Below are 26,799 nucleotides of genomic sequence, written 5' to 3'. Positions count from 1 at the left end.
TGAATGCGATGGCCAGAGACGGCGCAATGTGGGACCCGGCTAAGCATGTTCTGCCTTCCGTTACGCCTTGACTTTAAACACAGTTGCTCTCCCGCTTGCGGGAGAGGGGCCGGGGGTGAGGGCCGGAGCCCCCACGAAGTAAAGCCAGCCAAAGTGCCGCCACCGCGCCAGACCTTCGTATGCGCCAGCCATGTCGCCAGCGTGCGACGCCGAGCCCGAAAAGCGAACCAGGATGCGGGCGGTAGCTCTGCGACGTCAGGGCCCGCGCGCAGCGCAGCCGAAGGCGTCCCTACGTTGACGCCGGCAGCAGGCGGCCACTCGCAGCTCTGGGCTCGTTCAAACACCGCATCAACTCCAAGCCCCCGTGGCGCACCATGGCGGCAGGCAGTTCTGCTTTGCAACGAAGCAAAGCCCCGTACGAAAGCCCCGGCACACTACGATAAGAGTGGCCGCCCGCAGGGCCGTAAACGCGCTTTTTGGTGACTTTTTGTCGCTCGGACAAAAAGTTACCCGCCCTTCAGGGCGGAACAGGGCATATCAAATATCCGCCAGATGCCAAGCCGAAGGCACATACCAGAACAACATCATTCCTTACTGCTCTACTCAGGTAGTGTCCATGTAGCCCCACTAACTCTTCTATCCCGAACACCATTGATTAATAAAGCTTTTCCAATTCCAACTCTTATATAAGATATAAGACATTTGACCTAAGCCCCCCAACAGACTACAATCGCGACGTCAAAGGAAGTTTTTCAAACCTAATTACTCAGCAGGTTCCCATGCTTGAAAACTATCGCGCACATGTGGCCGAGCGCGCCGCGCTTGGTATCCCTCCTCTGCCCCTGACCGCCAAGCAGACGGCCGAGCTGATCGAACTGCTGAAGAACCCGCCCGCCGGCGAAGAGCAGAACCTGGTCGAACTGATCACCAACCGCGTCCCTGCCGGCGTGGATGACGCCGCCAAGGTCAAGGCCTCGTATCTGGCCGCCGTCGCCCTGGGCAAGGAAAAGTGCGCGCTGATCTCGCGCGCCAAGGCCACCGAACTGCTCGGCACCATGCTGGGCGGCTACAACATCTCGCCGCTGATCGAGCTGCTGGACGACGCCGAAGTCGGCACCGTCGCCGCCGACGCGCTGAAGAAGACCCTGCTGATGTTCGACGCCTTCCACGACGTGAAGGAAAAGGCGGACAAGGGCAACGCCAACGCCAAGGCCGTGCTGCAAAGCTGGGCCGACGCCGAGTGGTTCACCAGCCGCCCGGAAGTGCCGCAAAGCCTGACCATCACCGTGTTCAAGGTGCCGGGCGAAACCAATACCGACGACCTGTCGCCGGCCCCCGACGCGACCACCCGCCCGGACATCCCGATGCACGCGCTGGCCATGCTGAAGAACAAGCGCGAAGGCGCTGCGTTCCAGCCGGAAGAAGACGGCAAGCGCGGCCCGATCAAGTTCATTGAATCGCTGAAGGACAAGGGCCACCTGGTTGCCTACGTGGGCGACGTGGTCGGTACCGGCTCCAGCCGCAAGTCGGCCACCAACTCGGTGCTGTGGTTCACCGGCGAAGACATCCCGTTCATCCCGAACAAGCGCTTCGGCGGCGTGTGCCTGGGCAACAAGATCGCCCCGATCTTCTACAACACCATGGAAGACGCCGGCGCGCTGCCGATCGAGCTGGACGTGTCCCAGATGGAAATGGGCGACGTGGTCGAACTGCGCCCGTACGAAGGCAAGGCCCTGAAGAACGGCGCCGTGATCGCCGAGTTCAAGGTCAAGTCGGACGTGCTGTTCGACGAAGTCCGTGCCGGCGGCCGTATTCCGCTGATCGTCGGCCGCGGCCTGACCGCCAAGGCGCGCGAGGCGCTGGGCCTGGCCCCGTCGACGCTGTTCCGCCTGCCGCAGAACCCGGCCGATACCGGCAAGGGCTTCACGCTGGCCCAGAAGATGGTTGGCCGCGCCTGCGGTCTGGCCGAAGTGAATGGGAAACAGCAGGGCATCCGCCCGGGCACGTACTGCGAACCGAAGATGACCTCGGTGGGCTCGCAGGACACCACCGGCCCGATGACCCGCGACGAGCTGAAGGACCTGGCCTGCCTGGGCTTCTCGGCCGACCTGGTGATGCAGTCGTTCTGCCACACCGCCGCCTACCCGAAGCCGGTTGACGTCAAGACCCACCACACCCTGCCTGAGTTCATCAGCACCCGCGGCGGCATCTCGCTGCGCCCGGGCGACGGCGTGATCCACTCGTGGCTGAACCGCATGCTGCTGCCCGACACCGTCGGCACCGGCGGCGACTCGCACACCCGCTTCCCGATCGGCATCAGCTTCCCGGCCGGCTCGGGCCTGGTGGCCTTTGCCGCCGCCACCGGCGTGATGCCGCTGGACATGCCGGAATCGGTGCTGGTCCGCTTCAAGGGCCAGATGCAGCCGGGCGTAACCCTGCGCGACCTGGTCAACGCGATCCCGCTGTACGCGATCAAGCAAGGCCTGCTGACCGTGGCCAAGCAAGGCAAGAAGAACATCTTCTCGGGCCGCATCCTGGAAATCGAAGGCCTGCCCGACCTGAAGGTCGAGCAAGCGTTCGAGCTGTCGGACGCCTCGGCTGAGCGTTCGGCCGCCGGCTGCACGGTGCGCCTGAACAAGGACCCGATCATCGAATACATCAACAGCAACATCACGCTGCTGAAGTGGATGATCGCCCAGGGTTATCAAGATCCGCGCAGCCTGCAGCGCCGTATCCAGGCGATGCAAGGCTGGCTGGCCGATCCGAAGCTGCTGGAGCCGGACGCTGACGCCGAATACGCCGCCGTGATCGAGATCGACCTGGCCGACGTGCATGAGCCGATCGTGGCCTGCCCGAACGACCCGGACGACGTGAAGACCCTGTCGGACGTGGCCGGCGCCAAGATCGATGAAGTCTTCATCGGTTCGTGCATGACCAACATCGGCCACTTCCGCGCAGCCTCCAAGCTGCTGGAAGGCAAGCGCGACATCCCGGTCAAGCTGTGGGTGGCCCCGCCGACCAAGATGGACCAGAAGCAACTGACCGAGGAAGGCCACTACGGCGTGTTCGGCACCGCCGGTGCCCGCACTGAAATGCCGGGCTGCTCGCTGTGCATGGGCAACCAGGCACAGGTGCGCGAAGGCGCCACGGTGATGTCGACCAGCACCCGTAACTTCCCGAACCGCCTGGGCAAGAACACCAACGTGTACCTGGGTTCGGCCGAACTGGCGGCTATTTGCTCGCGTCTGGGCCGCATCCCGACCAAGGACGAGTACATGGCCGATATTGGCGTCATCAACCAGAATGGCGACAAGATCTACAAGTACATGAACTTCGACCAGATCGAGGACTTCAAGGAAGTCGCCGATGGCGTGACGGTCTGACCGTTGCGGCCACGCTTGCCTGAAGCGTGGCTCGATCAATAGGTGACGAGCATAGTCATCCGATAGCTTGCGGTCCTTGGCCGCAAGCTATTTTTTTTTTGAGACTATCGCGCCGCGGACGATTCGCGCTCGAACTCGCGGATCACCGGGTTGCCAAGGATGGCATCCCTTCCCCCTTCGATCAGGCGATCGACGTCTCTCTCGGGCAGACGGAGTCTGGTCGGCAGATCGTTCAGACTTGCAGCACGCTCGTTGTCGAGGGCATCAAACGAGATCCGCGTGACGAAGAATTCGACGTCGTTGCACCGCCAGCCTGGGCGACGCGCAGCGATCTCCTGCTGCCGAAAATCCGGCATCCCACACCGATACGCCACCAGGTCGTCGCGCCACTGCTGCATCATGGGAACGAAGGCGTCATAGCTCATTCGAACGTTGGTCGCCATCGCCGCGTCGATGGCCGCGCTTGCGACTTCGATTCCCGATGGGCCAGCCTGGCTTTGGTTCCAATCGCCGCGCGGGCCCTGACCCGCGTCAACAACGACGAAAAGTAGCCGCCGCACATTGATCGCGTCGTTCTCGCTCATGGGACCGTAAGCCGTGCCCAGCAGCAGGCGCGATTGCAGAATGGTAGCCAGGCCGTAGTTGTCGGTCACCCCGCCGTCGACCAGCTTTAGGTACTTTCCCTTTGAAGTGTCCCGGTGACCGCGAACGGCGTTTGCCAACGCGCCAAGCAGCAGCGATCGCCGAGGCGACTGGGCGTGGTCAAGGTCCGGCAGCGGTGCACTACATGCCTCGGGATGCTTTTGAAGGACGATCGGTGCGAAGAAGAGCGGGACCGCCATGGATGCGGCGACGGCCTCCGAAACGGGAAAGCTCGCGAGATCGCTGCATAGCGCATCGAATGCCAGTTGGCTGAACGGGAACGCCACCCGGTAGTAGACGTTCGTGGCGTTGATCCAGACGATTGGCTTGCCGCGGCGGAACATGTCGGCGTACGTCGCGCCCTTGAACACGTCTTCTTCGAGCCAGGTATGGAGATCTTCCCGATCGTTGAGGCCCCCCGCGAAGAGGCGCGCAAGGTTAAGCGGATTCAGGAGACTGAAGCGAAGTCCCGCTTCTCCGTCCTTCAAGAGCACTGATCGAAAGGTTGCCAGGCTGGCCTTGCCATGCAGACCGTAGTACGCAGCGGTGATGGAGCCGCCCGACACGCTGCTGATGAATGCGACGTCGTCGAGCAGGGACGCGCCCCCGGGACGCTTCATGGCGTCGAGCCCCTGTAGAGCGCCGAAGGCGAAGGCTGCGGCTCGCGTACCACCGCCAGAGAACGACATGGCGACGGCTGTCTGGTCGACGACGTCGCTGGGTTCGCGCAGCGCCGCGGATGCGCTGCCAGCCGCGGCCTGAGGCAGATTGCGCGGAGCATTGTGAGGAAGCGACCCGCAGGCACCGAGTCCTGCAAGTAGCAGCAGCATCAGAATGTGGTAGGCCCTGCCGCAGGCGTGTCGCTCTCTCCCTGCCCACCCCATTCGCCAAGGCTGGCTGCTTTTGCGGAGAAGAGTGTGGTCATGTCGAAAGGTCCACATTGGACTAGGTCAGGAACGTGTTCGGATGTGGTGGCGGCCCGCAGAAGGGGAAGGTCGAGTTTCGTTGCCGCCGGGGTCCGGTGTGTCCGGGGCCCTCGGAATATTACATCTCCATGGGGGCGATACGACCCGCAGATGGCGCCTGAGCAGCTTAGGGAGATCGAGGAGGTTGCCGTGAAGGCGATCCTCATCCGAGAAGATCGCAGGCGTAGTGCTCAGTCGAGCGGAATGCCGTGCCGTGCCGCGAACACGACCAGTTCTGCGGTGTTGTGCACGTCGAGCTTGCGCATCAGGTTTTCGCGATGCTTGCGCGCGGTCAGCGGGCTGATATCGAGTTGTGCGGCAATGTCGCCGGCGGTGGCGCCGCGCGCGATCAGGATCAGGATCTGCTGTTCGCGGCGAGTCAGCGAGGCCAGGCCGTCGGAGGCGGCCGTCACTGGCGCGGGCATGCCGGCTGCCGCGTAGCGCTCGCCGGCCCGCAGCGCGAGCAGGGCCGGCACCAGTTCGCCGATATCGCCGCTCTTGGCCAGGTAGCCGTCGGCGCCGGCGCCGATGGCGGCCTGCGCCATGCCGGCGCCGGTGCTGCCGGTCAGCACCAGGATGCGCAGCGCGGGATGCGCGGCGCGCAGGCGCTGCACGAAGGCCAGTCCGTCGACACCCGGCATGCCCAGGTCCATGACCAGCAGGTCGGCCGGCGCGCGCGCGAGCAGCGCGAGCAGTTGCGTGCCGTCGGTGGCCTCCCCCGCCAAAACCAGGTTGCCGATGCCGGAAAGCACCAGCTTGAGCCCTTCCAGCACGATGGCATGGTCATCGGCCAGGACTACGCGGGTCGGGAGAGGGAAGCTGGTCATCGCGAAGGGCAGCGCGGCAGGCTCATGACTGGCGAAAAGGAAAAGTGGTATAAAACCGCAGCCCGCACCGTTCGCCATGGGCCGCGGCCATCGGCGACCGGCTGGATTATAGCGCTGCGCGTCCGGGCGGGCCCCGGCCCCGGCCCTGTATACGGCTCCCGCTTTCGCTCCCGCATCCCCCGCCATTGTCCCGTCCTTCCATGCGCTACGCCGCACCGACCTCGCCCGCGCAGCAGCCCCGCGATGTGCCCGCCGCCATGGTGGCGCTGCTCTATCGCCAGTCCAACGCGGTCCTGTTCGCCAACTTCGTCATCGCGCTGCCGGTGATCTACGTGCTGCACGCCAGCGTGCCGATGTCCATGCTGCTCGGATGGATGGCCGCGGTGTACCTGCTGACCGCGCTGCGCATCGGACTTTCGTGGCGCTATTTCCATCATCGCGGCGACACGCCGCCGCAAGCCTGGGCGCGCCGTTTCATGGTGCTGTCGTGGTTGTCAAGCCTGTTGTGGGGCGCGGTGGGGTCGTCCATTTTGCTGCCGCCCGAGCCGCAGCTGGTGGCGTTCTGCTGCATCGTGCTGGCCGGTATGTCTGGCGGCGCGATCCCGTCGCTGTCGGCGCATCCGCCGACTTATCGCGGCTCGGTCGCGGCCATGCTGCTGCCCTTCACGATCTATTGCCTGGTGCAGCAAGGGCCGGTGTACAGCGTCTATGCCGGCTTTGCCGCCTGCCTGCTGTGCGTCAACATCTACTACAGCCAGGTCACGTACCGCTCGCTGCGCGACGGCGTGATGCTGCGCTTCGAGAACCTTTCGCTGATCGGTGAGCTGCAGCACGAGCGCGATCGCGCCACCGCGGCCGACCAGGCCAAGACGCGCTTTCTTGCCGCGGCCGGACACGACCTGCGCCAGCCGGTCTATGCCATTGGCCTGCAGGCCGCGGCGCTGGTCGCGCTGGGCGAACGCGGCGACGTGCCCGGCGGACAGGCGCACGGGATCGGCAAGCGGCTGCAGGGCACGCTGGCGCGCATGGACGGGTTGCTCGATGGCCTGCTCGATGTGTCGCGCCTCGATGCCGGCCTGATGCCGGTGCAGCGGCGCCCGCTGCCACTGGCGCCGCTGCTGGCCGAGCTGCGCGACGACTATGCCGAGCAGGCGCGCCAGCGCGGCAGCGTGTTGCGCGTGGTACCCGCGCGCGCCTGGATCGACACCGATCCCAACCTGCTCAAGCGCATCCTCGACAACCTGCTGGCCAATGCGCTGCGGCATGCGCCCGGCGCCTGCATCCTGCTTGGCGCGCGGCGGCGCCCGGGCGGCATCGAGATCCAGGTGATCGACAACGGCCCCGGCATCGACACCGCGCAGCAGCAGCGAATCTTCGACGAGTACGTGCAGGTGGCCGGCGTTGCTGCGCCGGGCCGTACCCATGCGGACGCCGCTGGCGCGAAGGGTTTGGGCCTGGGCCTGGCCATCGTGCGGCGCCTCGCCGGGCTGCTCGGTCACGCGGTGCGGCTGCAGTCCGCACCGGGGCGCGGCAGCACCTTCTCCGTGCTGGTGCCGCATGCCGTGCCGTTGCCGCAGCCGGCGGTGTCAAACGCGTCAATGGCGTCCATTGAGTCAATTGAGTCAAGGCATCCCCAGGTGGCGGGCGCGCTGTCGGTGATGCTGGTCGATGACGATCCGCAGGTGCTGGGCGCACTGACTGACCTGCTGCAGCTGTGGGGCCACGTGGTCTACGGTGGACGCACGGTCGATGCGGTACGCGAAGCGTATTGGCGCGCCGCTGGCGCAGCGCCGGTGCAACTGATCCTTGCGGACTACCGCCTGGCCGACGGCATGACCGGCGTGACAGCGGTTGGCATGCTGCGCGAATACCTCGGACAAGCCGTGCCGGCGCTGATCGTCACAGGCGATACCGCGCCGGACCGCCTGCAGGCGCTGCACGACAGCGGCTTCCCGGTGCTGCACAAACCGATCCAGGGCGAGGCGCTGCGGGAGGCGCTGCATCGGGCGGTATCGCAGCAGGTATCGCAGCAGGTATCGCAGCAGGTATCGCAGCAGAAGCGCCAGGAATACGACGTGGGCCACATCTGACCGGACGGCCGAACGTATCCGGCATATGGAATCACCGCACCGGATCGAGAGGAGGTCGTGCAGGCAGCGGACCACGGCATCAGGCTGGCGGCCCGGCACGGCCACCACAGGCGGGCTATCATCGCTGCTTTCAGCCACCCGTTGCCCGCTGATGCGGCAGGCAACGCGCCACCGGAGCCCACGTGTCCGATCTGTCCGCTTTCCCCATCACCCGCAAATGGCCCGCGCAGCATCCCGACCGCATCCAGCTCTATTCGCTGCCGACGCCCAACGGCGTCAAGGCATCGATCATGCTGGAAGAGACCGGCTTGCCGTATGAGCCGCACCTGGTGCGCTTCGACACCGACGACCAGCTCTCGCCGGAATTCCTGTCGCTCAACCCGAACAACAAGATCCCCGCGATCCTGGATCCCAACGGCCCGGGCGGCAAGCCGCTGGCGCTGTTCGAATCGGGCGCGATCCTGCTGTACCTGGCCGACAAGTCGGGCAAGCTGATTCCGGCCGATCCGGCACGGCGCTACGAGACCATCCAGTGGCTGATGTTCCAGATGGGCGGGATCGGGCCGATGTTCGGGCAGGTCGGCTTCTTCCACAAGTTTGCCGGCAAGGCCTATGAAGACAAGCGTCCGCGCGACCGCTACGTGGCGGAAAGCCGGCGCCTGCTCAACGTGCTCGAGCAGCGCCTGGCCGGCCGCGCGTGGATCATGGGCGATGAGTACACCATTGCAGACGTCGCCACCTTGCCGTGGGTGCGCAACCTGGTCGGCTTCTACGAGGCCGGCGACCTGGTCGGCTTCAAGGACTTCGTCAACGTGCGGCGTGTGCTGGACGCGTTCGTACAGCGTCCGGCGGTGGTAAAGGGGCTGGATACGCCGCATCGGGGCTGAGCGCCGCCGCACGCCGGGTCGGCGTGGGCATTGTCCTACACCGGGCCTTCCCGGGGGCCTACAGTGGGGCCGGCGACATGCATCCTATAGTCCAGAAGCGGGCGCATCCTGCCTTGCCCGAGGAGTCCGGACCATGCCGCTGCCCAAGCCCTTCCCGTCTTCTTCCCGCTGGTGCGGCGCAGCGCTGCTGGCGGGTGCCGCCGCGGCGCTGGGCGCGTGCGGCGAATCGGCCAAGCTGCCTTCCGAGGCCGGCTTCGGACCCACGCCGCAGCTGCCGCCGCCGAACCAGACTGCCATCCCCACCGTCAAGATTGCGCCCGCCGTCGGCTGGGCCGAGGGCCAGCGCCCGGTGCCGGCCGAGGGCATGGCGGTGACCGCCTTCGCCGACAAGCTCGACCATCCACGCTGGGTCTACGTGCTGCCCAACGGCGACGTGCTGGTGGCTGAGAGCAATGCCCCGCCCAAGCCCGACGACGGCAAGGGTATCAAGGGCTGGATCATGAAGAAGATGATGCAGCGTGCCGGCGCCGGTACGCCCAGCGCCAACCGCATCACGCTGCTGCGCGACAGCAACGGCGACGGCGTTGCCGACCAGCGCTCGATATTCCTGAAGGACATCAACTCGCCGTTCGGCATGGTACTGGTCGGCAACGAGTTCTACGTGGCTGCCACCGACGCGGTGCTGCGCTTCCCGTACCAGCCCGGTCAGATGCAGATCGCCGCGGCGCCGCAGAAGGTGGTGGACCTGCCCGGCGGGCCGCTCAATCACCACTGGACCAAGAACATCATTGCCAGCCGCGACGGCAGCAAGCTCTACGTGACGGTGGGCTCGAACAGCAACGTGGCCGAGCACGGCATGGACAAGGAAGCCGGCCGCGCCGCCATCTGGGAGGTCGATCCCAGGAACGGCTCGCACCGCATTTTTGCCAGCGGCCTGCGCAATCCCAACGGCATGGCGTGGGAGCCGGTGACCGGCGCACTGTGGACCGCGGTCAACGAGCGCGACGAGATCGGCAGCGACCTGGTGCCGGACTACATCACCTCGGTGCGCGACGGCGGCTTCTATGGCTGGCCGTACAGCTACTTCGGCCAGCATGTCGACGAGCGCGTCAAGCCGCCGGCGCCGGACCTGGTGGCCAGGGCCATCGTGCCCGACTACGCGGTCGGCGCGCATACCGCGGCGCTGGGGCTCGCGGCTGCCACCGGCAACAGCCTGCCGGCGCGCTTCAGCGAGGGCATGTTCGTGGGCCAGCATGGGTCCTGGAACCGGCGGCCGCTGGCGGGGTACAAGGTCATCTTCGTGCCGTTCAGCAAAGGCCGTCCGAACGGCGCGCCCTTCGACGTGCTGACCGGTTTTGTCGACGGCGAGGGCAACGCGCGCGGCCGGCCCGTGGGCGTGGCGATCGACAAGCGCGGCGGGCTGCTGGTGGCGGACGACGTCGGCAATGTCATCTGGCGCGTGAGCGGGGCGAAATAAAGGCTGTGCCCATGCCGGCCAGCGCCGGTGCAGCCGCGCTGCGCTTCGCGTGAGCGCGGCCCATTGCCTGGCCATTGCCCGGCCATTGCGCCGACGCCGCGCTGACTATACTTCTCTTGGATGGGGACGCGGCGCATCAATCGTGCCTGCTTCGTCCCCGCGCAAACCGCGGCCTGGACACCGACGCCTGGGAGGGGGGCATGGATCAAACCGGAGATTCGTTTCGCGCCTTTGAGCTGGCTGGCTGGGAGGATCCCGAAGTCGTCAACCGCTACCAGGAGCACCTGTCGCACGTGACCCGGCAATCGATCGGGGCGCTGCTGGACGAGGCGCGTGCCGGCAGCGGGCTGCGCGTGCTCGATGTCGCCAGCGGCTCGGGCCATATCGCCGCGGCGGCGGCACGGCGCGGCGCCGAGGCCATCGGCATCGATTTCTCGCTGGCGCAGGTGCAGCTGGCGCGCAAGCTTTATCCCGACATCGACTACCAGCAGGCCGACGCGCAGGCGCTGCCCTTCGGCGACGCCAGCTTCGATGCGGTGGTCAACGGGTTCGGCATGTGCCACCTGTCCGATCCCGATGCCGCGCTGCGCGAAGCGTTCCGCGTGCTGCGCCCCGGCGGACGCATCGCTTTCACGGTGTGGGATGCCCCCGAACGCGCGGTGGGCTTTGGCGCGGTCTATGCCGCCATCCGCGCCTATGGCTCGATGGAGGTCGACCTGCCGGCGGGGCCCAATTTCTTTCTCTTCAGCGACCCCAACCAGTGCCGCAGTGCCTTGCAGCAGGCCGGCTTCATCGCCGTGTCGTGCCGGCACGTGCATCAGGTGTGGCGCTTTTCCACGCCGGACCAGCTTTTCGATGCGCTGGCGCAGGGCACTGTGCGTGCAGCCGCCACATTACGCGCGCAGACGCCGCGGGCGCGCGACGAGATCCGGGCCGTGCTGCGCGGCACGGTCGCCGGCTATATGCGCGGCAGCGGCTTCGAGGTGCCGATGCCGGCGGTGCTGGCCGCCGCGGTGAAGCCCTGAACTGACGCTGGCCGCCATTACGGTGGTGGCGTTGCTGCCGCTGGCTTAGCTCAGGTGGCAGCTGCTCGGGTACTTGGTTCCCGAGCTGCGGGCGGTGTTGGACGGATGCCGACGGCTTTTGGCTGACCGTCGGTCCGGCCCCAACAAGTTATCGTGGAAAAGCCCGGGAAAGTGCCCCACGCCCCGCTGCAGGCGGCGTAGTGGTGGTGGCACGGTCATTGCGGAATGGACAGCGAGCGCGGCGCCGATGCTCGTTGTGTCCCACCCGCCAGCAATGGCTTCCCGGAGAACACCAATGAACCCCCAATCCCCCTGCCAACGCGGGCAGGCCGCCTCGCGCCCGCCAAAAAAATTGCTGCACCGCACGCGCCGCGCCGTCGTGCTGCTGCGCGTACTGGGGCTGTGCCTGAACAGCGTCGCCTGCGCACAGGCCGAAGCGCCACAGCCCGCCGCCCCCGCCGCCCCCGCGGCAGCGGCTGTCACCCCCGAACAGAAATTCGCTCCCGGCTACCTCGAGGCGGTGTCTACCGGCTATGACAATGGCGTGGCATGGCAGGAGCCGGAAGGCATTGCGCCACTGCGGCAGCCGCGCGAGGTGCGCAGCGTGCCGGCGGGGCCGATGGCGGGCACTGTGCCGGTTGCCATGCCAGCGGCGGTGCGGGCACAGTCATACCGCTGAGCTGGCGCAAAGTTTCCCGACGAGCCTATCTGCCCGGCGCCGCAACTTGGGGCGTCGCGGTCCAGTCTTCGACGCGCAGGCCGGGATATGCGGCAAAGTCGCGGACGTTGCGCGTGACCACAGTCAGGTCTTCGGCAATGGCATGTGCCGCGATAAGCTTGTCCAGTGCATCCGCCTTGCGCTCGCGCGTAGCGGCACGGACCGGGCCATACGCCTGCGCCGCCGCCGCATTCAACGGCAGCACTGGTACGCGCGCGACCAGTGCCAGCAACGCGCGCCGCGCTGCCAGGGGATCGCCCGAGACAGTGACTCCGTATTCCAGTTCGGCCAGGGTGATCGCGGACAGGACCACATCTCCCTCGAAGCATTGAGCAAAGCGCTCGGCCACATGGGGTGGCTGGTTCTTCATCAGGTAGATGCACATGTTGGTGTCGAACATATACCTGGCCATCAGAACCCCTCCCGCTCAGCCTGAGTCTGGTCTTCGCGCGCATGCGCCATGAAGTCGTCCGGGAATGCGGCGAAGACGTCAAGCAGCCCGGTCAGGCGCCGCCGCGCGGGCCGAATGCGCAACTCATCGCCGATTCGCTCAATCTCCAGCGGCATGTCAGTGTCGGGATATGCCAGCTCCGCGGGGATACGCACCGCCTGGGAGTTGCCGTTGCGGAATATCCGGGTAAAAGGCATTGTGATTTCCATGTACATCCTGTAGGTACAGAGTATAGCGGCATTGGAGCAGAAGTACATCCACGTGTGTACGAGCCAATTCTCAAATGCGCCATGCATTGCCTACAATTCGTCACACGGCCCGAACCTCGCCACCATGGATATCGAACTCGCCCGCACCTTCCTGCAAGTCGTGCGTACCGGCAGCCTGCTGGCGGCCGCTGACAAGCTGCATGTCACGCAAACCGCGGTAACGGCCCGTATCAAGAGCCTGGAGTCCCAGCTGAACTGCCGGCTGTTCGAGCGCAACAAGGCCGGCGCGCGCCTGACCGCCGACGGCCAGCGTTTCCTGGGCTATGCCAGCCAGCTGGTGCAGACCTGGGAGGCGGCGTGCCGCGAGTTGCCGCTGCCGGCGGGGCTGGAAAGCCTGTTCCGCTTCGGCGCGGAGATCAGCCTGGGCAATCCGCTGGTGCTGCTGTGGGCCACGCGCATGCGCCAGCAGATGCCGGCGCTGGCGGTGCGTGCCGAAGTGGGAGAGGGCGAGGCGCTGCAGGTCAAGCTGCAGTCGGGCACGCTCGATGCGGCGCTGGTCTACCAGCCGGAGTATGCGCCCGGCATGCACGTCGAGGCGCTGATGGAAGAAAAGCTGATCTTGATCCGGTCGACCCAGCGCGACGGTCCCTATGTCTACGTGGACTGGGGCCCGGAGTTCCGGCGCCAGCATGACAGCGTGCTGCCCCAGCATGCGCGCGCGTCGCTGTACTTCAACCTGGGGCCGCTGGCGTTGCAGTACATCCTGCAGTTCGGCGGCAGCGGCTATTTCCGCACGCGAGTCGTGCAGAGCTACCTCGACAGCGGCGTGCTGACGCGAGTCGACAGCGCATCGGAGTTCTCATATCCGGTGTTCCTCGTTTGCGCCAGGACGCCTGCCGGCACGACGCAGGAGGCCATGCGCATCCTGCGCGATATCGTGCGCGAAGAATCGGACTGGTCGCAGCGCTGGGACGTGCCGCTGTAGCAGGCGCCAGTGGCATCAGGCGCGCACTGGCACGGGCTGCGCTGCCAGCCCCGCCCAGCCAGTCATGCCCGCAGGCACCAATCGGTATTGCCGCACGCGCTTGCCGCCGCGCGGCCGGCGAGGCGGCCTCGGCTCCAGGCCGGCGAAACGGCCATGCCGCTGCGCGCGCTCGAATACCGGTTCCGGTATCTGCGTGCCGATCAGCCAGGTGACGGCGCCTCCCAGCGCCACCAGCGCCAGCGCCAGCGCAATCCAGAGGACGGCTTCCATGGTTTCCCCGCTCCATCGAATAGGTGTCTGTGCCTTCAGTATTGGCACAAAGCATGTCGGCGGGTAAATGAAAGTTATCGTCGGTTCATATCAATAAATTTGCACTGAAGTGCCCCTGCCGCCACCACCGCGCCACCACCGGCGTGCGCACGGCCTGAAGAAAAATCATCTTTTCCGACGAACCTGAGCCGGCCGGCACGGCAGACACTCAACCGATCCGAACATCACACCAAAGGGACTCCAGCCATGCAACGCCTGATCTTCGAAGCCGAACACGACGCCTTCCGCGAATCCGCCCGCCGCTTCTACCAGCGCGAGGTCGGGCCGCACGGCGAGCGCTGGCGCGAGCAGGGCTGCGTCGACCGCGAGGTATTCCGCAAGGCAGGCGAGCAGGGCTACCTGCTGATGTGGGCCGACGAAAAATATGGCGGCGCCGGTGTCGATGACTTCCGCTATGAGCAAATCCTGATCGAGGAGAACGCGCGCCATGGCGACTCCGGCTTCTTCGGCACGCTCCATTCGCGCCTGGTGGCGCCGTATGTCGGCCGCATCGGCAATGAAGAGCAGTGCCTGCGCCTGCTGCCGGCCGCGGCGCGCGGCGAGGCCATCTTCGCCATCGCCATGACCGAGCCGCAGACCGGTTCCGACCTGGCCGGCATCCGCACCCGGGCGGAGGATCGCGGCGACCACTGGGTGCTGAACGGCGCCAAGACCTATATCTCCAATGGGCAACTGGCCGACTACGTGGTGGTGGTGGCGCGCACCGACCCCGAGCGCAGCCACGGCCTGACGCTGTTGATCGTCGAGCGCGGCATGCCGGGCTTCGAGCGCGGCCGCAAACTGCGCAAGATGGGCCTGCATTCGCAGGACACCTCGGAGCTGTTTTTCGACAACGTCAAGGTGCCCAAGGCCAACGTGCTGGGCGAGCCCGGCCAGGCCTTCCGCTACCTGACCCGGCACCTGGCCGAGGAACGGCTGATCGGCGCCTGCGGCTACATGGCATCGGCGCAGGTGGCGTTCGACCTGACGCTGGACTACGTCAAGGAGCGCAAGGCCTTCGGCCGGCCGATCGGCACCTTCCAGAACTCGCGCTTCAAGCTGGCCGAACTGCGCGCCCAGCTCGACGCGATCCAGACCTTTGTCGATCAGTGCGTGCTTCAGCATAACGCCGGCACGCTGACGGTGGAGACGGCGGCGTCGGCCAAGCTGCTGACCTCCGAGTTGCAGGGGCGCGTGGTGGACGAGGGCGTGCAGCTGCACGGCGGCGCCGGCTATATGGAGGAGTACCGCATCTGCCGGATGTACACCGATGCGCGTATCTCGCGCATTTACGCCGGCAGCAGCGAAATCATGAAGGAAATCATCGGGCGCAGCCTCGGGCTGGACGACCGCGTCAAGGCATAGCCCCGTCATAGCAACCAAGGCTGAATAACGGCCCGGAAATTGCCGACCCACTGGGTCGGCAATTTCCGGGCCGTTTGCCGTTTTTTCATCGAAGTCGCCAGAGCCTGTAGTTTTCACGCAGTTAAAGGCTTTTGTCAGCAATATGAAAGCCGTTTGTAAAGCGGTTCGGTTTGAATGCCGTCGGGAGATCGTGTCCGGGTGGCGTTTGACGCATCGGGACAGCAGGCGAGGGCGCGGCAAGACAGCCCAGCCGGGCGACCGCGGAGACAGCTGCCACGACGGATGACCATTCATCGGCCGGTGCAGCGCTCGGTGGGCACGGTCGTTACCGCAGACCGTTGACCGCAAACCGCTTTCGAACCGAGCCCGACTGACCGTGCCTGTTGTCTTTACCCGTGCCGCCGCGGGAACGCTGCTCCTGCTGGGCGTTCTCGCCAGACCCGCGGCCAGCCTTGCCGCCGAACCCCAGCCTTCAGCCGACACCGCCGATGCTGCCGCGCCCTGCATGCCACCGCCCGGCGGCGCCACGCTGACGCTGGCCCAGGCGCGCCTGGATGCGCTGCGCTGCAACCGCACCATCATTGCCGCTCGGCGCGGCGTGGAAGCCAGCCAGGCCGATGTGCAGATCGCATCGCAGCGGCCCAACCCGGTGCTGAGCCTGGGTGTCGAGAACATCAACCCGCACGCCGGCGTCGGCTCCGGCAACCTGCGCAGCAAGACCGTGGACTCCACGCTGCGCATCGACCAGCTCATCGAAACCGCCAACAAGGGCAACCTGCGTGTGGATGCCGCGCGCAAGGCCAGCGCCGCAGCGGGCGAGGCGGTGCAGGCCGTGGTGGCGCAGCAGACCGCCGCGGTCGAGCAGGCCTTCTTCGAGGCGCTGGTCAGCCAGGAACGCGTCGCGGTGCTCAGGGAAACGCTGGGTTTGTACGAGCGCACCCGCCAGGCCAGCGAGACGCGCCTGAAGGCGGGCGACGTGGCGCGCGCCGACGTGAACAAGCTGCAGCTCGACGTACTGCGTGCGCAGAACGACATGCGCCAGGCCATGACCGACCACTACAGCTACAAGGCAGCGCTGGCGCAGGCGATGGGGGTGCCCGGCACGCTGGCGGATAACCGGCTGGTGGCCGACTGGCCTGCGCTTGATACGCCGGCGCCGCAACCCGATTCCTACCTGCTCGAGCGCCGCCCCGACGTGACCGCCGCCGAGGCGCGCCTGGCTGCGGCCGCCGCCTCGCGCGACCTGGCCCGCGCGGGACGCGTGCCTGACGTGACCATTGGGGCGCAGGCCGAGCACTACCCGGTCTCCCCCACCAACTCCTCTGGCAGCGGCAACAGCTTCGGCGTGTTCCTGTCGATCCCGCTGTTCGTGCGCCACCGCAACGGCGGCGAGGCGCGCCGCGCTGAAGTCGACTACTACGCCGCGCTGGACGACCGCAACCGCGTGATGCTGGAGGCCGGCAACGAAATCGACCGGCTGCGCAGCCAGCTCGAAACCGCGCGCCAGTCGCTGCGCCAGATGCGCGAAGAGGTGCTGCCCGCCGCGGAAAGCGTCGCCGCCAGCGCCGAGTTCGCCTACAGCAAGGGCGCCACCGGCGTGCTCGACCTGCTCGACGCGCGGCGCGCGCTGCGCCAGACCCGGCTCGACGCCGTCGAAGCACAGGGCGCCTACGCCAAGGCGTTGTCGGCCTACCGCGCCGCGTTGCAGACCTCTACCACCATGGGCGCGCCCGTGGCCTCGCAGGCACGTCCCTGATACCGCCGTTGCCGAGCATCCTTCATGTCTCACTTGTCACGCATGTTCCGCCGCACGTCCTGCACCCGTCGTTCACTTTCCCCCGCCGATTCCGCACGGCTGTCTTCCGTCTGCGCCGTGGCGCTGTGCGCGCTGGTGCTCGCCGCCTGCGGCAAGTCCGAGCCGCCCAGGCCCGATGACGATCCCAAGGTCAGCGGCAACACCATCCAGTTTCCGGCCAGCGTGAAATCGCTGCCCGGCATTGCCGGCGAACCCGCCAAGTCCGGCGGCGAGCGCATGCTGAACCTGCCGGGCCGGCTGGTGTGGAACGAGGACAAGACCGTGCGCGTGTCCACGCCCTTTGCCGGCCGCGTGACCGAGGTCCTGGTGCAGCCCGGCGCCACCGTCAGGGCCGGCCAGCCGCTGGCCAGCCTGACTTCACCGGACTTCGGCGTGGCCCAGGCCGACGCGCGCAAGGCCGCCGCCGACAGCGCGGTCGCGGCCAAGGCGCTGGCGCGCCAGCGCGAGCTGTACGGCGCCGGCATCATCGCGCAGAAGGAACTGGAACAGTCGCAGGCCGACGCCGCGCGCGCCGCGGCCGACCTGCAGCGCACGCAGGCGGCGCTGCGCCAGTACGGCGCGGCGGCGAGCAGCGATGGCGTGAACCAGCGCTTCGCACTGCGCAGCCCGATCGACGGCCTGGTGGTCGAGCGCAACATCAACCAGGGCATGGAACTGCGCCCCGACCAGCCGCCAGCCGCGCCGTTGTTCCTGATCACCGACCCGACCACGCTGTGGGCGCAGGTCGATGCAGGGGAATCCGACCTCAGCCTGTTCCGCGACGGCGTCACCGTACAGGTGGTCACCGCCGCCTACCCCGGCGAAACCTTCACCGGCACCGTGGTCAAGATCGCCGACTATGTCGACCCGACCGCGCGCAGCATCAAGGTGCGGCTGAGCGTGCCCAATCCCGGGCGCCGCCTGAAGGCCGAGATGTTCGTCACGGCGCGCATGCCCGCGGCATCATTCGAAGGCATCGCGGTGCCTTCCAAGGCCGTGTTCCTGGCCGACAACCGCAACTATGTCTTCGTGCACACCGCGCCCAACACCTTCGAGCGCCGCCAGGTGCGCGTCGGCGTGACCATGCCCGGCACCACCGAACTGCTGGAAGGCGTGAAGGAAGGGGAGACCGTGGTGACCGAAGGCAACCTCTACCTGCAGGACATCCTGCGCGATGCCACTGCCCTGAACGCTGCAAGTCCGGCGCGTGCGGCCGACAAGAAGTGAGGACGGCCGCCACATGATCTCGCGCATCGTCAGCTTTGCCCTGCACCAGAAGCTCTTTGTCTGGCTGGGGCTGCTAATCTTCGTCGGCGGCGGCCTGGCCGCGTTCAAGAACCTGCCCATCGAGGCCTTCCCCGACGTTTCCGACATCCAGGTCAACGTCATCACGCTGTACCCCGGCCGCGCCGCGGAAGAAGTCGAGCGGCAGGTCACCATCCCGATCGAGACCGCGCTGGCCGGCACGCCCAACGCGGTGCGGGTGTTCTCGCACACCCAGTTCGGCCTGTCGTTCTTGATGGTGACCTTCAACGACCGCGCCACCGACGTGACCGCGCGCCAGCAGATCCTGGAGCGGCTGCGCAGCGTCGACCTGCCCGACGGCGTGCATCCGGACCTGGCGCCGCTGTCGACCGCGATCGGCGAGATCTTCCGCTTCCGGCTGACCGGCAAGGGCTATACGCCGCAGGAACTGCGCACGCTGCAGGACTGGGTGGTCGAGAAGAACCTGCGCCAGGTGCCGGGCGTAGCCGACCTGGTGACGATCGGCGGCACCATCAAGCAGTACGAGGTCAACCCCAACCTCGCGCGCATGCGCGACGCCAGGATCTCGCTGTCGCAGCTGTTTACCGCGCTGCAGCGCGCCAACGCCAACGCCGGCGGCGGCGCGGTGGCGCACGGGCGCCAGCAGTTCCTGCTGCGCTCGCTGGGCAGCTTCCGCACCTCGGCCGACATCGCCAACGTGGTGGTGGCCGAGAACAACGGCACGCCGATCCTGGTCAGGGACATCGCCGAGGTCAAGGTCGGCGGCGCGCCGCCGCAGGGCCTGATGGGCCAGGACGACGAAGAGGACATCGTCTCGGGCATCGTGGTGATGCGCAAGGGCGAGAACCCGTCGCAGGTGCTGGAAGCGCTGAAGCAGCGCATCGACCTGCTCGACGACCAGATCCTGCCCAAGGGCGTGAAAATCGTGCCGTACTACGACCGCTCCACGCTGATCGACAAGACGCTGCACACGGTGTTCGGCAACCTGGTCGAGGGCGCGCTGCTGGTGATGGCGGTGCTGTACCTGTTCCTGGCCAACGTGCGCGCCGCGGCGATCGTGGCGCTGGTGATCCCGCTGGCGCTGCTGTCGACCTTCATCGGGCTGACCTGGGTCGGTATCCCGGCCAACCTGCTCTCATTGGGGGCGATGGACTTCGGTATCATCGTCGACGGCGCGGTGATCGTGGTCGAGAACATCTTCAAGCGCCTGGGCGAGCTCAAGGAGCAGCAGATCCGCGACAGCAAGGCGCGGCTGCATGCGATTCTGCAGGCCACGACGGAAGTGGGCCGCCCGACCGTATTCTCGATGATCATCATCATCGCCGCGCACATTCCGATCTTCACGCTGCAGCGGCACGAGGGCAAGATCTTCGCGCCGATGGCCTATACCGTGACGGGTGCGCTGATCGGTTCGCTGATCATTTCGCTGACGCTGGTGCCGCTGCTGTGCCACCTGCTCCTGAAGAAGAACATCGCGCACGACGACAACTTCGTGGTGCGCCATTGCAAGCGGCTGTATGAGCCCATGCTGGGCTGGGCGCTGGACCACAAGAAGCTGGTGGTTGGCGCCGCGCTGGGCCTGCTGGTGGTGACCGTGGGCGTTGGAAAATTCCTCGGCAGCGAGTTCCTGCCCGAACTTGACGAAGGCTCGATGTGGGTCAGCTTCGACCTGCCGGCCTCGGTCTCGATCGACGAGGCGCGCGACCAGGCGCGGCTGCTGCGCAGCGTCATCCGCAAGACGCCGGAGGTCAATACCACCATCTCCAAGGTGGGCCGCCCCGACGACGGCACCGACCCCAAGCTGATCAACACCGTCGAGGTCCTGGTCGACCTCAAGCCCGAGAAGCAATGGCGCGATGGCTTCAACAAGCGCGCCATCATCGGCGAGATCGACAAGAACCTGCGCCAGCTGCCCGGCATCGAGCCCAATTTCTCGCAGCCGGTGCGCGACAACATCCTGGAAAGCATCTCGCAGATCAAAGGCCAGATCGTGATCAAGGTGCAGAGCGACAGCCTTGAGCAGAACAAGAAGGTGGCCGACCAGATCCTGGCCAACGTGCAGTCGGTCAAGGGCGTGATGCGCGCCTTTATCGACCGCGACGGCGAACTGCCGCAGTACGTGCTGGAGTTCGATCGCGCGCAGGCTGCGCGCTACGGCATCAACGTGGCCGACGTGCAAGACCTGATGGAAACCGCGCTGGCCGGCAAGGCCGCCACCGAGCTGTGGGAAGGCGAGCGCCACTTCAGCGTGGCGGTGCGCCTGAAGCCGTCCGAGCGCGAGCTGCCCAACCTGCCCAATATCTTCATGCAGACCGCCGACGGCGCGCAGGTGCCGCTGTCGCAACTGGTGACCTTCCGCGCGGCGTCGGGCGCGATGAACATCAGCCGCGAGAACGGCCAGCGCACCACCTCGATCGGCATCTTCATCCATGACCGCGACATGGGCAGCGTGGTCAAGGACATGCAGGCGCTGGTGAAGAAGAACGTCAAGGCCGACGACGTCAAGATCAGCTGGTCGGGCGAGTTCGAGAACCAGGAGCGCGCCATGGCGCGGCTGGCGATCGTGGTGCCGCTGTCGGTGCTGATGATCTTCCTGCTGCTGTTCAACGCGTTCAAGTCGTTCAAGAGCGCGACGCTGATCATCTCGAACATCCCGTTCGCGCTGATCGGCGGCGTGTTCGCGTTGTTCCTGACCGGCATCCCGCTGTCGGTGTCGGCGGCGATCGGCTTTATCGCGCTGTTCGGCCAGGCGGTGCTCAACGGCGTGGTGATGGTGACCTACTTCAACCAGCTGCGCGACGAGGGCATGCCGGTGCGCCAGGCTGTGCTGACCGGTTCGATGGACCGGCTGCGCACGGTGCTGATGACCGCGCTGCTGGCAATGCTGGGCCTGTTCCCGATGGCGATCTCGCGTGCGATCGGTTCGGAGACGCAGCGCCCGCTGGCCATCGTCATCATCGGCGGCCTGATCACCGCCACGGTGCTGACGCTGATCGTGCTGCCGACGCTGTATGAATGGATGGTCGGCCGCAACTGGCCGGACGAAGCGGGCGAAGCGCCTGACGAGAACAAGCTGACGAAGTCGATTTCGGGCTGAGACGTTCCGGTTGGTGTGCTCCCCTCTCCCGCGAGACTATCGCGAGCGGGAGGGGGCGGCCTTCTTCACGCGCTATCCCCCGCAAGTGCCGCTCCCGGACCCTGGTGTCGGAATAGTCTGACGCGCCTTTCGGAGCCCAACGCCTGCTTCCCCTTACCCCTGCCGCCTACGCTGTACTTACGGCGTGGCCAGCAGCGCATCGCCGCCGGCCCTTTATGCGTACGACCATGCGTACGACTACGCAATCCACCTGGAAAGGAGCTCGACATGATGAAGAAATGGCTGACCGCAGCAGTGTGTTCGATGATGGTCGCTGCCCCCGCGGGCTATGCCCTGGCGCAAGCCACAGCGCCCGGCACGCCGCCATCCACCACGGCCGCCACCGGCACTCGCGCCGATTACGACGCCGCGGCCAAACAGGCTGACGCGGACTACAAGGCTGCCACCGCCAAGTGCGACGGCATGAAGGACAACGCCAAGGACGTGTGCAAGGCCGAGGCCAAGCGCGACCGCGACGTGGCCAAGGCCCAGGCCGAAGCCCGGCGCGACGGCACGCAGAAGTCCATGGCCAAGGCCGAGAAAGTGAAGGCTGACCGTGACTATGACGTCGCCAAGGAAATGTGCGACGACAAGAAGGGCAACGACAAGGACGTTTGCAAGAAGGACGCCAAGGCTGCCCATGAACAGGCACTGACGGCCGCCAAGGTCGACAAGGCCGCGGCGACCGGCTCCCGCACCGACGTGGCTGAAGCCCGCGCTGATGCCAAGAAGGACACCATGGACGCCGCTTACAAGGCCGACAAGGAACGTTGCGATGCGATGTCCGGCGATGCCAAGGACAAGTGCCAGGCTGACGTAAAGGCCAAGTACGGCAAGTAACCCGCAAGTCAGCACATGCCGGCGTTGTCGCCGGCATGGCTCAGCCGGGCCCCCGCCAGCCGTTGGCGGACTCATCAACGCAATGACGGGCGGGCGCCGCGCGTGGCCCGTCCGCCCCGCATGAAGGAGCACAACATGAACTGGGACCAGATTGAAGGCAAGTGGGAGCAGGCCAAGGGCAAGATCAAGGAAAAGTGGGGCAAGCTCACCGACGATGACATCGCGCAGATCAACGGCAAGCGCGACCAGCTCGCCGGCCGCATCCAGGAGCGTTATGGCTACTCCAAGGAGCGCGCCGAGGAAGAAATGAAGGCGTGGGAGAACGACTCGCGCTGGTAAGCGGGCCTGAACACGGCTGCAAAGGGCGGGGCGCCACTGGCGTCCCGTCTTCTTTTTTGCGGGCAACGCATTGGATACCCCCACAACGTGGGGAGTGATTCACACTGCATTAAGCAGGCGTTAGCTCTGTATGCAATGAAATGAAGCACGCGTCACGCGCGGACGGCATAACATGTCGCGTCGCGGCAGCGCGCGCCGGGGTTGGCGCCGACCTGCCGCTGCACGCCTGCCGGCCTGTCCGGCCTGCCTGGCCTGTACCCGCACTGCGCATGTACGCTGCCCTGCCTGCCTTCGTCTCGTCAATCTTCCTCGGTTACGGCCTCTATGTGCTGGTGACCAAGGGCGTCACGCGCGTGTCGGCATCGTTCTTCCTGCTGTGCGTGACCACCTTTGCCTGGCAGGGCACCTGGGTCTTCCTGTTCCAGGCCACGCATCCCGACGTGTCGCTGTTGCTGGCCCGTCTGGGTTACCTGTTCATCCTGTTCCTGCCGACGACGTTCTACCACTTCATCGCCGAAGTGACCGAGCGCCGCCAGGAGCGGCCGCTGCTGCTGGCGTCCTACGCGGTCAGCCTGGTGCTGGCGGTGCTGCTGCTGACCACCGGGCAGATGGTGTCGGGCTACTACACCTATTTCTTCGGCGACTATCCCAAGGCCGGGCCGCTGCATCCGCTGCACCTGGCGCAGACCGCGCTGGTGGCGCTGCGCAGCGCCTGGATCCTGGCCGAAGCCCGCCGCAACGCCGCCGCCGAACGCCGCAAGCGCTACAACCTGTGCCTGGTGGCGGTGGCGCTGTATTCGCTGGCGGCGGTCGACTACCTGGTCAACTACGGCGTGGCCTTCTACCCGCCGGGTGTGGTGTTCGTGGCGGCGAGCCTGGGCATCCTGGCCGTCAGCGTGGTGCGCTTCGACCTGATGCATCCGTATTCGCTGGCGGCCACGGTCGCCCATGAAGTGCGCACGCCGCTGGCGACGATCCGCATGCAGGCGCAGGAACTGGCGCGCACCTGGCCGCAGGTGCTGCAGGGCTACCAGCTGGCGGTCGAGCAGGGCCTGTGCGAGGAGCGCATGCGCCCAGGGCAGCTCGAGCGCGTGTCGAGCTTGGTCGGCGCGATCACGCGCGAGGTCGACGGCACCAGCACGGTGATCGACATGGCGCTGGCCTCGGTCACGCTCGAGCGGCTGGACCGCAGCACCTTTGCGCCGCACGGCATTGCCGACTGCGTCCATGCGGCGCTGGAGCGCTACCCGTTCCAGGGCGACGAACGCGGCTGCGTGCATGTGCGCGGCATCGATGCCAGCTGGCGCTTCGTCGGGTCCGACACGCTGCTGGTCTACGTGCTGTTCAACCTGCTCAAGAACGCGCTGCACGCGATCCGCGCCACCGGCGGCGGGCGCATCGACATCACCGGCGCGACCGAAGGCCAGCACCACGTGATCCGCTTCCGCGATTCCGGCCCGGGCATTGCGGCCGACGTGCTGCCGCGCATCTTCGAACCGTTTTTCTCGACCAAGGCGCATGGCCTGGGCGCCGGCCTCGGGCTGGCATTCTGCCGCCGCGTGATCGAGACCTTCGGCGGCCGCATCGAGTGCGAATCGATGCCGGCGGTGCATACCACCTTCACACTGCGGCTGCCGCGCTTCACCGCGATGGCCGACAGCCGGTTGCGCACCAGCACCGCCGGCTGAACCACGCCGGCGGTGCGGGACTGACATCAACGTCTTACTGCGTTTCAGCGGGTATCAGGCGGGCACGGACAGGCGGGCACTGACGCATGCCGCGCCGCCGCGGCGTCAGCTGGCAAACTCAGGCAGCGCCAGCTCATATTCCTTCACCCGTTCGATGATCCCCGCCGGAAAGCGCGAAATGCGCTTCTGCCGGTCGGCAAACACGATCTGCTGGTAACCCAGCGACACCGGCTTGCCGCCCACGCAGAAGCGGAACAGCAGGTAGGCGGAGCACTGGCGCACCTGGAAGGTGTTCAGGTAGCAGTCCACGCGCTGGAACGGGAAGGTCTCCTCGACATACTCCTGGTGCGCGCGCTTGGTCACGAAGACGCCGCCCGCAGCCAGCAGGTTGTCGTGGATGCATTCATGGAACCACCGCTCGCGGCAGATACCCTGCCATTCGAAATAGCGGGCGAAGTACGTATTCATGAAGGCATTGGAATCCTTGAGGTAGATGTCGATTGCATGGTGGAAGGTCTTGTGTCCGCCCGCCTCGAGCGAGCCTGGCTCCGGCATCGCCGTCGCGTGGTTCAGGACTTGGGGGATCACGTCTCGCATCAACATGTGTTGACTCCTTGAAAGGGCTGCAGGCGGCAGCCACGCATGCCCCGGGGAGGTCGGGGCATGGTGGCATTCTGGCCGGATGCGGTGCGCTGATGTGCATGGTGTGACACGCTGCGGGGCTGCCGCGTGGCGTGTGGCGTACGCTGATATAGTCGCCGGTGACAATCCGCCAACCAATCCGCCAACCAATCCGCCAACCTGCACACCGAGACATGGACAACCCACAAGCGATGAACGGCGCCGAAAGCCTGGTCAAGACCCTGCTGGCCAACGGCGTGGACACCTGTTTTGCCAACCCCGGCACCAGCGAGATGCATTTCGTCGCGGCGCTCGACCGCATCCCGGGCATGCGCTGCGTGCTGGGACTGTTCGAAGGGGTGGTCACCGGCGCCGCGGATGGCTATGCGCGCATGGCCGGCAAGCCCGCCGCCACGCTGCTGCATTGCGGCCCGGGCCTGGCCAACGGCCTGGCCAACCTGCACAACGCGCGCCGCGCGCAAACGCCGGTGGTCAACATCATCGGCGACCAGGCCACCTATCACCGGCCGCTGGATGCGCCGCTGACCGCCGATACCGAAGGCTGGGCCCGCCCGGTTTCATTGTGGACGCGTACCGCCACGCGTGCCGAGTCGGTCGGCGCCGATGCCGCGGCGGCGGTGCAGGCCGCACGCGCCGCCCCCGGTGGCGTCGCCAGCCTGATCCTGCCGTCCGACGTCTGCTGGGACGCGGGCGGCGTGGTCGCCGGCGCGTTGGCGCCGCTGCCGGTGCCCCGGGTCGCACCCGACGCCGTGCAGCAGGCCGCGCGCGTGCTGCGCTCCGGCCAGCCGGCGCTGATCGTGCTGGCGGGCAGCGCGCTGCGCGAAGCGCCGCTGGCCGATGCCCACCGCATCGCCGCCGCCACCGGCGCGCGGCTGATCACGCCGATGTCGAATGCGCGCGTAGCGCGCGGCCGCGGCCGCCTGGCGGTCGACCGCGTGCCGTATTCCGGCGACGCCGCGCGCGACAAGCTGGCCGGCATTCGCCACGTGATCCTGGTCGGCGCGCCGGCACCGGTGACCTTCTTCGCCTACCCGGGCAAGCCGCCGCGCCCCTATCCGGAAGACGCGGCGGTACATGTGCTGGCTCGTCCCGAGGAGGACCTGGCCGAGGCCCTGGCAAGACTGGCAGACGAAGTCGGCGCCCGCCACGCACCGCTGCCGGCAGCGGACATCCCACCGCCGGCAACGCCCGCGCGCGGTGCGGTCACTTCCGAAGCCGTGGCGCGCACCCTCAGCGCATTGCTGCCCGAGCAGGCCATCGTGGTCGAGGAAAGCGTCAGCTTCGGCCGCGCCTTCTACCCCGGCACCGTCCACGCGGCCCCGCACGACTGGCTGCAGCTGACCGGCGGCGCCATCGGCGACGGCTTGCCCCTGGCGGTTGGCGCTGCGGTCGCGGCACCGGACCGGCGCGTGGTATCGCTGCAGGCGGATGGCTCGGCCATGTACACGCTGCAGTCGCTGTGGACCATGGCGCGCGAACGGCTCGACGTCACCGTGGTGCTGCTCGCCAACCGCAAGTACGCGATCCTGCTGGGCGAACTGGCCGGTGTCGGGGCGAATCCCGGCAAGACCGCGCTCGACATGCTGGACATCGGCAATCCGGACCTGGACTGGGTCAAGCTGGCCAATGGCATGGGCGTGGAAGGAGCGCGGGCGAAGGATATGGAGACGTTCGCCGACCTGTTCCGGGCGGCTAACGGGCGCAGGGGACCGTTCCTGATCGAGTTGGTGATCTGACCAGCAGGTCAGGGGCAGCTACGT

The 26,799-nt window shown here is 66.8% G+C and carries 21 protein-coding genes; 15 read left to right on the top strand and 6 right to left on the bottom strand.

Translation table 11 applies throughout. The annotated features are described in order from the left end of the window. Positions 1-779: 779 nt before the first annotated feature. On the top strand, positions 780-3,383 hold the full coding sequence (gene acnB, locus ACIP1U_RS29205; RefSeq protein WP_400322543.1) for a bifunctional aconitate hydratase 2/2-methylisocitrate dehydratase: 2,604 nt from the start codon (positions 780-782) through the stop codon (positions 3,381-3,383). A 104-nt stretch (positions 3,384-3,487) separates the two neighbouring features. Here the strand turns inward: acnB and ACIP1U_RS29200 are convergent, their stop codons facing one another. Both ACIP1U_RS29200 and ACIP1U_RS29195 read right to left on the bottom strand, forming a co-directional pair. Next, positions 3,488-4,855 (bottom strand): patatin-like phospholipase family protein, encoded by a 1,368-nt coding sequence (locus ACIP1U_RS29200; RefSeq protein ID WP_400322541.1) that lies wholly within the window; start codon positions 4,853-4,855, stop codon positions 3,488-3,490. A gap of 326 nt (positions 4,856-5,181) precedes the next feature. Then, complete coding sequence (locus ACIP1U_RS29195; RefSeq protein WP_400322539.1) at positions 5,182-5,817, bottom strand: response regulator; 636 nt, start codon at positions 5,815-5,817, stop codon at positions 5,182-5,184. Between the two features lie 185 nt (positions 5,818-6,002). Here ACIP1U_RS29195 and ACIP1U_RS29190 point away from each other — a divergent pair, with 185 nt between their 5' ends. The 5 genes from ACIP1U_RS29190 to ACIP1U_RS29170 all read left to right on the top strand — a co-directional run bounded on the left by ACIP1U_RS29190 (position 6,003) and on the right by ACIP1U_RS29170 (position 11,975). Further along, positions 6,003-7,907 carry an ATP-binding protein gene (locus tag ACIP1U_RS29190; RefSeq protein WP_400322537.1) on the top strand — a complete coding sequence of 635 codons (1,905 nt, stop codon included), beginning with the start codon at positions 6,003-6,005 and terminating at the stop codon, positions 7,905-7,907. A 182-nt stretch (positions 7,908-8,089) separates the two neighbouring features. After that, positions 8,090-8,794: a glutathione S-transferase N-terminal domain-containing protein gene (locus tag ACIP1U_RS29185; protein ID WP_400322535.1), complete on the top strand. Its 705-nt coding sequence runs from the start codon at positions 8,090-8,092 to the stop codon at positions 8,792-8,794. A 133-nt stretch (positions 8,795-8,927) separates the two neighbouring features. After that, positions 8,928-10,271 carry a PQQ-dependent sugar dehydrogenase gene (locus tag ACIP1U_RS29180; RefSeq protein WP_400322534.1) on the top strand — a complete coding sequence of 448 codons (1,344 nt, stop codon included), beginning with the start codon at positions 8,928-8,930 and terminating at the stop codon, positions 10,269-10,271. Positions 10,272-10,471: 200 nt separating this feature from the next. Then, a complete protein-coding gene (locus tag ACIP1U_RS29175; RefSeq protein WP_400322533.1) occupies positions 10,472-11,296 on the top strand; it encodes a class I SAM-dependent methyltransferase in 825 nt (274 codons plus the stop codon). Between the two features lie 295 nt (positions 11,297-11,591). Beyond that, positions 11,592-11,975, top strand: coding sequence for a hypothetical protein (locus tag ACIP1U_RS29170; RefSeq protein ID WP_400322531.1), 384 nt, complete (start codon positions 11,592-11,594; stop codon positions 11,973-11,975). A 25-nt stretch (positions 11,976-12,000) separates the two neighbouring features. Here ACIP1U_RS29170 and ACIP1U_RS29165 read toward each other — a convergent pair whose 3' ends face one another. Both ACIP1U_RS29165 and vapB read right to left on the bottom strand, forming a co-directional pair. Then, positions 12,001-12,426, bottom strand: coding sequence for a type II toxin-antitoxin system VapC family toxin (locus ACIP1U_RS29165; RefSeq protein ID WP_400322529.1), 426 nt, complete (start codon positions 12,424-12,426; stop codon positions 12,001-12,003). Then, positions 12,426-12,674, bottom strand: a complete 249-nt coding sequence (gene vapB, locus ACIP1U_RS29160) for a type II toxin-antitoxin system VapB family antitoxin (RefSeq protein ID WP_400322527.1) — start codon at positions 12,672-12,674, stop codon at positions 12,426-12,428. Before vapB ends, ACIP1U_RS29165 begins: the two co-directional genes overlap by 1 nt. A 124-nt stretch (positions 12,675-12,798) precedes the next feature. On the opposite strand from vapB, the gene ACIP1U_RS29155 reads away from it, so the two are divergent. Then, a complete protein-coding gene (locus tag ACIP1U_RS29155; RefSeq protein ID WP_400322525.1) occupies positions 12,799-13,659 on the top strand; it encodes a LysR family transcriptional regulator in 861 nt (286 codons plus the stop codon). A 15-nt stretch (positions 13,660-13,674) separates the two neighbouring features. Here ACIP1U_RS29155 and ACIP1U_RS29150 read toward each other — a convergent pair whose 3' ends face one another. Further along, positions 13,675-13,929 (bottom strand): hypothetical protein, encoded by a 255-nt coding sequence (locus ACIP1U_RS29150; protein WP_400322523.1) that lies wholly within the window; start codon positions 13,927-13,929, stop codon positions 13,675-13,677. A 246-nt stretch (positions 13,930-14,175) separates the two neighbouring features. Between ACIP1U_RS29150 and ACIP1U_RS29145 the strand changes: the two genes are divergently transcribed. The 7 genes from ACIP1U_RS29145 to ACIP1U_RS29115 all read left to right on the top strand — a co-directional run bounded on the left by ACIP1U_RS29145 (position 14,176) and on the right by ACIP1U_RS29115 (position 24,397). Beyond that, a complete protein-coding gene (locus ACIP1U_RS29145; protein ID WP_400322521.1) occupies positions 14,176-15,333 on the top strand; it encodes an acyl-CoA dehydrogenase family protein in 1,158 nt (385 codons plus the stop codon). Between the two features lie 376 nt (positions 15,334-15,709). Beyond that, positions 15,710-17,089 carry a TolC family protein gene (locus tag ACIP1U_RS29140; RefSeq protein ID WP_400322519.1) on the top strand — a complete coding sequence of 460 codons (1,380 nt, stop codon included), beginning with the start codon at positions 15,710-15,712 and terminating at the stop codon, positions 17,087-17,089. A gap of 24 nt (positions 17,090-17,113) precedes the next feature. Next, entirely contained in the window at positions 17,114-18,355 is a 1,242-nt protein-coding gene (locus ACIP1U_RS29135) for an efflux RND transporter periplasmic adaptor subunit (RefSeq protein WP_400322517.1), read from the top strand. Positions 18,356-18,368: 13 nt separating this feature from the next. Next, complete coding sequence (locus ACIP1U_RS29130) at positions 18,369-21,491, top strand: efflux RND transporter permease subunit (protein WP_400322515.1); 3,123 nt, start codon at positions 18,369-18,371, stop codon at positions 21,489-21,491. A 267-nt stretch (positions 21,492-21,758) separates the two neighbouring features. Further along, complete coding sequence (locus ACIP1U_RS29125; RefSeq protein ID WP_400322514.1) at positions 21,759-22,370, top strand: hypothetical protein; 612 nt, start codon at positions 21,759-21,761, stop codon at positions 22,368-22,370. Between the two features lie 135 nt (positions 22,371-22,505). Beyond that, on the top strand, positions 22,506-22,709 hold the full coding sequence (locus tag ACIP1U_RS29120) for a CsbD family protein (RefSeq protein ID WP_133094794.1): 204 nt from the start codon (positions 22,506-22,508) through the stop codon (positions 22,707-22,709). A gap of 269 nt (positions 22,710-22,978) precedes the next feature. Next, positions 22,979-24,397 carry an ATP-binding protein gene (locus tag ACIP1U_RS29115; RefSeq protein ID WP_400322512.1) on the top strand — a complete coding sequence of 473 codons (1,419 nt, stop codon included), beginning with the start codon at positions 22,979-22,981 and terminating at the stop codon, positions 24,395-24,397. 105 nt (positions 24,398-24,502) lie between these two features. On the opposite strand, the gene ACIP1U_RS29110 is transcribed toward ACIP1U_RS29115, so the two are convergent. After that, entirely contained in the window at positions 24,503-25,000 is a 498-nt protein-coding gene (locus tag ACIP1U_RS29110; RefSeq protein ID WP_400322510.1) for an acyl-CoA thioesterase, read from the bottom strand. Positions 25,001-25,230: 230 nt separating this feature from the next. Between ACIP1U_RS29110 and ACIP1U_RS29105 the strand changes: the two genes are divergently transcribed. Further along, the gene (locus tag ACIP1U_RS29105) at positions 25,231-26,775 is read left to right on the top strand and encodes an acetolactate synthase large subunit (RefSeq protein ID WP_400322545.1); all 1,545 of its coding nucleotides are present in this window, start codon (positions 25,231-25,233) and stop codon (positions 26,773-26,775) included. Positions 26,776-26,799: the final 24 nt, after the last annotated feature.

Source organism: Cupriavidus sp. NPDC089707 (assembly GCF_044748965.1).
Taxonomy (GTDB): Bacteria; Pseudomonadota; Gammaproteobacteria; order Burkholderiales; family Burkholderiaceae; genus Cupriavidus.
The sequence above is the reverse complement of the archived record's forward strand: the minus strand, read 5'-3'. Positions and strand labels throughout refer to the sequence as shown.

What these genes read in the sequence shown, in the direction of transcription:
- acnB (WP_400322543.1), top strand. Translation starts at nt 780, where the DNA reads ATGCTTGAAAACTATCGCGCACATGTGGCCGAGCGCGCCGCGCTTGGT.
- ACIP1U_RS29200 (WP_400322541.1), bottom strand. Translation starts at nt 4,855, where the DNA reads ATGCTGCTGCTACTTGCAGGACTCGGTGCCTGCGGGTCGCTTCCTCAC.
- ACIP1U_RS29195 (WP_400322539.1), bottom strand. Translation starts at nt 5,817, where the DNA reads ATGACCAGCTTCCCTCTCCCGACCCGCGTAGTCCTGGCCGATGACCAT.
- ACIP1U_RS29180 (WP_400322534.1), top strand. Translation starts at nt 8,928, where the DNA reads ATGCCGCTGCCCAAGCCCTTCCCGTCTTCTTCCCGCTGGTGCGGCGCA.
- ACIP1U_RS29175 (WP_400322533.1), top strand. Translation starts at nt 10,472, where the DNA reads ATGGATCAAACCGGAGATTCGTTTCGCGCCTTTGAGCTGGCTGGCTGG.
- ACIP1U_RS29170 (WP_400322531.1), top strand. Translation starts at nt 11,592, where the DNA reads ATGAACCCCCAATCCCCCTGCCAACGCGGGCAGGCCGCCTCGCGCCCG.
- ACIP1U_RS29165 (WP_400322529.1), bottom strand. Translation starts at nt 12,426, where the DNA reads ATGGCCAGGTATATGTTCGACACCAACATGTGCATCTACCTGATGAAG.
- vapB (WP_400322527.1), bottom strand. Translation starts at nt 12,674, where the DNA reads ATGGAAATCACAATGCCTTTTACCCGGATATTCCGCAACGGCAACTCC.
- ACIP1U_RS29155 (WP_400322525.1), top strand. Translation starts at nt 12,799, where the DNA reads ATGGATATCGAACTCGCCCGCACCTTCCTGCAAGTCGTGCGTACCGGC.
- ACIP1U_RS29150 (WP_400322523.1), bottom strand. Translation starts at nt 13,929, where the DNA reads ATGGAAGCCGTCCTCTGGATTGCGCTGGCGCTGGCGCTGGTGGCGCTG.
- ACIP1U_RS29145 (WP_400322521.1), top strand. Translation starts at nt 14,176, where the DNA reads ATGCAACGCCTGATCTTCGAAGCCGAACACGACGCCTTCCGCGAATCC.
- ACIP1U_RS29135 (WP_400322517.1), top strand. Translation starts at nt 17,114, where the DNA reads ATGTCTCACTTGTCACGCATGTTCCGCCGCACGTCCTGCACCCGTCGT.
- ACIP1U_RS29130 (WP_400322515.1), top strand. Translation starts at nt 18,369, where the DNA reads ATGATCTCGCGCATCGTCAGCTTTGCCCTGCACCAGAAGCTCTTTGTC.
- ACIP1U_RS29125 (WP_400322514.1), top strand. Translation starts at nt 21,759, where the DNA reads ATGATGAAGAAATGGCTGACCGCAGCAGTGTGTTCGATGATGGTCGCT.
- ACIP1U_RS29120 (WP_133094794.1), top strand. Translation starts at nt 22,506, where the DNA reads ATGAACTGGGACCAGATTGAAGGCAAGTGGGAGCAGGCCAAGGGCAAG.
- ACIP1U_RS29115 (WP_400322512.1), top strand. Translation starts at nt 22,979, where the DNA reads ATGTACGCTGCCCTGCCTGCCTTCGTCTCGTCAATCTTCCTCGGTTAC.
- ACIP1U_RS29110 (WP_400322510.1), bottom strand. Translation starts at nt 25,000, where the DNA reads ATGTTGATGCGAGACGTGATCCCCCAAGTCCTGAACCACGCGACGGCG.
- ACIP1U_RS29105 (WP_400322545.1), top strand. Translation starts at nt 25,231, where the DNA reads ATGAACGGCGCCGAAAGCCTGGTCAAGACCCTGCTGGCCAACGGCGTG.